The sequence below is a fragment of the Lysobacter hankyongensis genome (assembly GCF_039543145.1).
GTDB lineage: Bacteria > Pseudomonadota > Gammaproteobacteria > Xanthomonadales > Xanthomonadaceae > Lysobacter_I > Lysobacter_I hankyongensis.
This window is the reverse complement of record NZ_BAABJE010000011.1, coordinates 1,582-7,774: the sequence shown is the minus strand read 5'-3', so window position 1 is coordinate 7,774 and position 6,193 is coordinate 1,582. Positions and strand designations below refer to the sequence as shown.

Sequence of the window (6,193 nt, the reverse complement as noted above, 5' to 3'; positions counted from 1 at the left end):
CGCTGCTGGCGCCGGATATCGTGGCCGCGATCCTGGAGGATGCTCTGCCGGATGGTGTCCGACTTAGCGCGTTGCTGATCAACCCGCCGGTGCTGTGGGAGGAGCAACGGGCGCAGCTTGGCACAGCGCCTGCGCCTCATCGGGCGGGAAGGCGGGCCAGGATCCCGAGCCGGACGGACGCTCGCTCGATCATCGCTGAAGAGGGGCGTATACCGAAGCAGCTAGGTTAGGCTATGAATCACATGGCCATAAGTCGAACCGCAGGATGATTGCGTTCGCCTCTTGCAAGCGAGTCAGGAGGTGCTTGGCCGTCTATTGAGATCTCGGATTGATCCTATATGAAACCGACAGAGCAGATTCCGGCAACACAGCCGGACAGTTCGCCTTCCACCATCAGCTTCCGCGACGCGCTCGTCTTCTGGTTCAAACTGGGCTGGATCAGCTTCGGCGGGCCGGCCGGGCAGATCGCGCTGCTGCATCAGGAACTGGTCGAGCGGCGGCGCTGGATATCTGAGAGCCGTTTCCTGCACGCCTTGAACTACTGCATGTTGTTGCCCGGGCCGGAGGCGCAGCAGTTGGCGACCTACATGGGCTGGCTGATGCATCGGACCCGGGGTGGCGTGGTCGCGGGCGTGCTGTTCGTGCTGCCGTCGCTGTTCATCCTCATTGCATTGTCGTGGATCTATTTGCGGTTCGGGGATGTGCCCGTCGTGGCGGGGCTGTTCTACGGCATCAAGCCGGCGGTGACGGCCATCGTGGTGCATGCGGCGTATCGCATCGGGTCGCGGACGTTGAAGAATCCGGTGCTGTGGTGCATCGCCACGGCGGCGTTCGTGGCTATCTTCGCGCTGTCGCTGCCGTTCCCCGTGATCGTGGCGGGGGCGGCGCTGGTCGGATATCTGGGTGGGCGGTTCTCGCCAGCGAAATTCGCGATCGGCGGTGGGCATGGAAACAGCGCGAAGGCGGAACGAGCGCCTGCACTGATCGACGATGCGACGCCCATTCCCGAGCACGCCCGCTTTGGCTGGTGGCGTCTGACGCGGGTATTGATCACGGGTGCGCTGTTGTGGGTGCTTCCGATGTCGGCTCTCGCGATGGGCCTCGGTTGGGAGCACACGTTGACGCAGATGGCGTGGTTCTTCACCAAGGCCGCATTGCTGACCTTCGGTGGGGCCTACGCGGTGCTGCCCTATGTCTATCAGGGGGCCGTGGACCGCTATGGCTGGTTGTCGCCGACGCAGATGATCGATGGTCTGGCGCTCGGCGAGACCACACCGGGGCCGCTGATCATGATCGTCGCCTTCGTGGGGTTCCTGGGCGGGCATGCGAACCCCGTGTTCGGACAGGATGCGGCGTTCCTTTCGGGTGCGGTGGCGGCGGCCCTCGTCACCTGGTTCACCTTCCTGCCGTCGTTCGTCTTCATCCTGGCCGGCGGGCCACTGGTCGAATCCACCCATGGCAATCTGCGCCTGACCGCGCCGCTGACCGCGATCACGGCGGCGGTGGTCGGCGTGGTCGTGAATCTCGCCCTGTTCTTCGGCTACCACGTACTCTGGCCGCAAGGCTTTTCCGGCGTGTTCGATCCGGTGGCCGCTGTCCTGCTGGTAGTCTCTGCGCTGGCCTTGTTCCGCTGGAAGCAGAGCGTCATCCGTGTCATCGCCGGATCCGCTGCAGTGGGTCTTCTCTTGAAATCCCTTCCGCTTTGAGGTTGCCATGCATCGTCCGCACAATCCCGGTCGTCGTGAACTGCTCGCCCTCGCCGCGGCCGCGCCGGTCGCGCTGGGCGTGGCGCCGAGGGCAGAAGCCTCGTCACCGACGCCCGCATCCGTTGCTGCGGCTGGTCACGTGCCCAAACCACTCACGTTCGATCCAGCGAAGTTGAAGGGACTGTCGGAACGGTTGATCCGCTCGCACTGGGAGAACAACTACGGCGGATCGGTCAAGGCGCTCGCTGCCACCCGCAAGCATCTGGCCGATGCGCTTGCCAATCCCGATCTGCCGCCTTACCTCTACAACGAACTGAAGCGGGAGCACCTGCTGCGCACCGGATCGGTGGTGCTGCACGAGCATTACTTCGACAATCTGGGCGGCGATGGTCGGCCCGATACGGATACGCGCAGGATCATCGGCGATGCGTTCGGCAGCTTCGACCGTTGGGAAGCGGAATTCCGCCGCATGGGGCTCGGCCTGGGCGGTGGCTCGGGCTGGGTGGTGCTGGGCTACAACACGCATCTGCAGCATTTCGAGAACTACTGGATGGCCGACCATGCGCACGCGCCTGCGGCGACCCTGCCGATCCTGGTACTGGACATGTACGAGCACGCCTACCAGATGGACTACGGCGCAGCGGCGGCGAAGTACGTCGATGCGTTCTTTGAAAACATCCAGTGGGACGCCGTTGCACAGCGGTTGGAGCGCGTGCGGAAGTCGTAGCAAGATGGGGCGCGGCTCCGATCACAGGGGATGCACCTCCGCTCCCAGGACGATGGTCGCCAACACGATGTAGCGTCCCACTTTGGCGGCCGTCACCAATATGACAAAGATCGGCAGCGGTTCTCGCATCACGCCCGCAATGATCGTGAGCGGATCGCCGATGATCGGGATCCAGCTCAGCAACAATGACCATTTGCCGTGACGCTGATACCAAGATTGCGCACGCCGGAGCTGTGCGTCGTTCGCCGGAAACCAACGCCGGTGCTTGAATCTCTCGATTTGTCGCCCAATCAGCCAATTGATCACGGACCCCAGTACATTGCCTGCACTGGCCACGAGCACTAGCAAGGCCGGCGTGTAATCTGCCAGCAGCAGGCCGGCGAGCATGGCCTCGGATTGCAAAGGCAGGATTGTGGCGGCACCGAAAGCGACCGCGAACAGCGTGATATAGGCAATGATGTCCGACATCAATTTACGCGCATGCCCTAATGATTATCGTGGCCAACGTTCGTGCAAATCGTCGATCTTGTACGCGTGGGTGTGTGTCTTTTCGTTGGGCTGATGCTCAGCCAGGTGAGGATGGTCGTGGGGCAACTCGGGATGCGCATGCTCCACCGCATCGGGGTCGTGACGTGGCCAAGTCCGCCAAGCGATCAGCCACCCGGCCATCGCCACGCCGCTGAGCGCGATCAACGCGATGCCAAGTCCTAAACGCGCGCCCACCCAGCCGGCTAGCGGATACGCAAGCAACCAGCAGACGTGCGAGAGCGAGAATTGTGCCGCGAACAGGAAGGGGAGATCGCTTGCTTCGGCGGAGCGACGTAAGAGGCGGCCACCAGGGGTGACCAGCCCGGCATAGGCCATCCCCAGCAATGACCACAACGGAAGTAGCGTGCCCCATCCGATCCGGCCGTCCTGGCCTTGCCACAGGGCACTGGCGATCATGAGGCTGCTGGCCATGATCATGGCCGATGTGAGCATCACGCGGCGGTCGGACATGCGATCCAGCAACTTCGGCAGCAGCAAGGCCGTCGTCATCGAGCCGGCCCCGAACGCCGCCAGTGCCCAGGCGACTTCGCGATCGCCGCCATGCACCACGCTGCGCACGATCACCACGGTATTGACGAACACCATCGCACCGCCAGCCGCAGCGCACAAATTAAGCGCCAGTAGGCCGCGCAGGCGCGGTGTATGCAGATAGATGCGCATGCCGCGGAAGGCGCGCGCATATGGGCCATCCGCGCTACGCACCGCCGCCACCACCGCCGGAAATGTCGTGGACAGCACGAACAGTGCAGAGACGAGGAAACCGGCCGCTGTACCGGCAAACAAGCCATGGAAACTGATGAGCGTAAGCAAAGCGGCCGCCAATGCGGGGCTCAAAAGACTCTCGAGGTCGTAAGCCAAACGAGACAGCGATAATGCCCGGGTGTAATCGCGTTCCTCGGTCAGGATTTGCGGAATCAACGATTGGAACAGCGGCGTGAAGCATGCGGATGCCGACTGTAAAACCGCGATCAACGCATAGACCTGCCAGATTTCGGTCACGAACGGCAGCATCGTGGCGGCGGCGGCGCGAACCAGATCCAGACCGATCAGCACATGCTTGCGCAAATGCGACGGAACAAAGGCACCGGCAAGCGGCGCCAGCAACACATAAACGGTCATCTTGATGGCGAGCGCGGTGCCGAGCACCGCGCCTGCCTGCGCACCGGCGATATCGTAGGCCAGTAGTGCCAAAGCAACCGTCGTCAGACCCGTTCCCACCAAGGCCACGACCTGGGCGAGAAAGAGTCGGCGGAAATTGCGATGGCGGAGGATTTCGATCATTGAAGGATCATCGGTGCGATTTGCGGTTTATCTGGATTTCTTGGCCTCAGCTTTGGCCGCCTTCGCAGTGGCATCGCACTTCGCTTTCAACGCCTTGATGTCCGGATCGGTCATATCGTTGGAATAGCGTTGGGTGTCGGCCAATTGCGCGCAGGTCGTGGGTTTGAGTTTGGCCGGAGGCGCTTGATACTCCGGTTCGTGGAAACGCGGATCGTGTGCGCTTGCGGTCGCGGCGACGAGAGCGATCGACAGCGCAAAAACAAATTTGAGCGAGGAGCGGTTGAACATGGGAATCTCCATGGGTGGATGGTATGAATGCCTGAGCGAAAAATGGAACGATCAGGGGCGATAGAGTTTTTCTTGATAGCCGGCGACCTGGATATCGACCGTCACCGGCGCAGTGCCACGGTTCTGCCAGTACCAACCATGACTGCCGTCGAACGGTGCGATGAAGGTGCCGGAGGCTTCGCGTTGCGCGCGTTCGACGGCGTAGCTGGTCCAGGCGCCTTTGGCGTCGGGCTGCTCGCCGTGCATATCCAGAGCGACATCGCCGGTCGCTTTCCAGTGGAAGACGATGCCGTCACCGGCCTTGAGAGCGGCCTTGACTTCTGCGCCCTTGCCCGGCGCCAGGGTGACACTCAAGGTATCGTTCCGGTAAGACATCGTGCGTAGTGAAACGGCTGCGGTATCAAAGCTCTGTCCGGCGTTCGCACCGAACACTTCGGCCGCTTTCGATGCGATCTGCGCGCGATCCGCCGCGCTGCGCGACACGGGGACGGTTTGATCAGCGGACTGTGCGGGATTCGGGGCCGGCGTGGGCGACAACGTGTCCGCGTCGTGATCCGTCGCGAGCACGCCGAGTCCGAGTCTTCCGCCGATGCCGGTAGGATCGATCCCGTACTCCGCCGGCAGCACGGTAGTGATCAGGATCACACCGGCGACGACGATTGCCGCGAGCGTGGCCTTCACAAGCTGTGCGGTGGTCGGGTGCTGGGTTTGCATCGAAGTAATGAACATGAACGCCTCGGTCAGGAAATGAAATAGCCGGTGAGTTGATAGCCGATCAACACGAAGCCCGCGATCATCAGCACCGTATTCGCCGCGAACGCATGTCGGTGGAAATTGCTACTGCGGCGCCAGAATGCCATCGCGATCAGGATGCCAGCCAGCGCCAGTAACTGACCAATTTCGACGCCGACGTTGAAAGCGAGCATGTTCGAGACCAGACCATCCTTGGACAACGCGAAATCCTGCAGCTTCGTCGCCAGGCCAAGGCCGTGGAACAGCCCGAAGATCAGAACGGCGGCCTTGGTGTCGGGTTGCACACCGAACCAGCGTTTGTAAGCCCCTAGGTTGTCGAGCGCCTTGTAGACGACCGACAAGCCGATGATCGCATCGATCAGATAGGCGTTCACATGCCAGCCGCCGAGCACGCCGGCCAGCAAGGTGACGCTGTGGCCGATGGCGAACAGGGTGACGTAGATGCCGACATCGCGCATGCGATACAGGAAGAACACAACGCCGAACAGGAACAGCAGATGATCGTATCCGGTGACCATATGCTTGGCGCCGAGATAGGCGAAGACGATCAGGTTTCGACCGGCATTTTGTTCGAGGAAGGTCTGATCGCTGCCGGTCACGCCATGCGCGAGCGCGACGGATGCCAGCATGCAGAGCGCCGCAATGGCGAGCGCCGAGATCGCCGTCCGTTTGATGCCCGATGGGACGGTGTGCGATGGAACACGCAAGTCGGTGTCTCCAAGAAGTATTGAAAGGAACGATGCCTGGCTCACGCGGGCGCTCCGGTGTCAGCGTTATCGTCGCGATGCAACAGCCGATACAGCGCCGGCAGCACCAGCAGCGTCAACAGCGTCGAGGACACGATGCCGCCGATCACCACCGTCGCCAGCGGTCGCTGCACTTCGGAGCC

At 62.2% G+C, this 6,193-nt stretch carries 9 protein-coding genes; 3 read left to right on the top strand and 6 right to left on the bottom strand.

Annotated elements, in window-relative coordinates; translation table 11 throughout:
• The 3 genes from ABD974_RS11755 to ABD974_RS11745 form a co-directional block, all read left to right on the top strand.
• Positions 1-230, top strand: a 230-nt coding sequence (locus tag ABD974_RS11755; RefSeq protein WP_425562683.1) for a hypothetical protein, incomplete at its 5' end; no start/stop codon positions are given.
• Between the two features lie 108 nt (positions 231-338).
• Positions 339-1,706, top strand: a complete 1,368-nt coding sequence (gene chrA / locus ABD974_RS11750; protein ID WP_345303521.1) for a chromate efflux transporter — start codon at positions 339-341, stop codon at positions 1,704-1,706.
• 7 nt (positions 1,707-1,713) lie between these two features.
• Positions 1,714-2,433, top strand: coding sequence for a superoxide dismutase (locus tag ABD974_RS11745; RefSeq protein WP_345303520.1), 720 nt, complete (start codon positions 1,714-1,716; stop codon positions 2,431-2,433).
• Between the two features lie 21 nt (positions 2,434-2,454).
• Here ABD974_RS11745 and ABD974_RS11740 read toward each other — a convergent pair whose 3' ends face one another.
• The 6 genes from ABD974_RS11740 to ABD974_RS11715 form a co-directional block, all read right to left on the bottom strand.
• Positions 2,455-2,889 carry a YqaA family protein gene (locus ABD974_RS11740; RefSeq protein ID WP_345303524.1) on the bottom strand — a complete coding sequence of 145 codons (435 nt, stop codon included), beginning with the start codon at positions 2,887-2,889 and terminating at the stop codon, positions 2,455-2,457.
• 36 nt (positions 2,890-2,925) lie between these two features.
• Positions 2,926-4,263 (bottom strand): MFS transporter, encoded by a 1,338-nt coding sequence (locus ABD974_RS11735; RefSeq protein ID WP_345303519.1) that lies wholly within the window; start codon positions 4,261-4,263, stop codon positions 2,926-2,928.
• Between the two features lie 27 nt (positions 4,264-4,290).
• The gene (locus tag ABD974_RS11730) at positions 4,291-4,551 is read right to left on the bottom strand and encodes a hypothetical protein (protein WP_345303518.1); all 261 of its coding nucleotides are present in this window, start codon (positions 4,549-4,551) and stop codon (positions 4,291-4,293) included.
• A gap of 51 nt (positions 4,552-4,602) precedes the next feature.
• Positions 4,603-5,280: a hypothetical protein gene (locus ABD974_RS11725; RefSeq protein ID WP_345303517.1), complete on the bottom strand. Its 678-nt coding sequence runs from the start codon at positions 5,278-5,280 to the stop codon at positions 4,603-4,605.
• An 11-nt stretch (positions 5,281-5,291) separates the two neighbouring features.
• Entirely contained in the window at positions 5,292-5,933 is a 642-nt protein-coding gene (locus tag ABD974_RS11720; protein WP_345303523.1) for a HupE/UreJ family protein, read from the bottom strand.
• A 119-nt stretch (positions 5,934-6,052) separates the two neighbouring features.
• The coding region (locus ABD974_RS11715; RefSeq protein ID WP_345303522.1) for an efflux RND transporter permease subunit at positions 6,053-6,193 on the bottom strand (141 nt) is incomplete at its 5' end.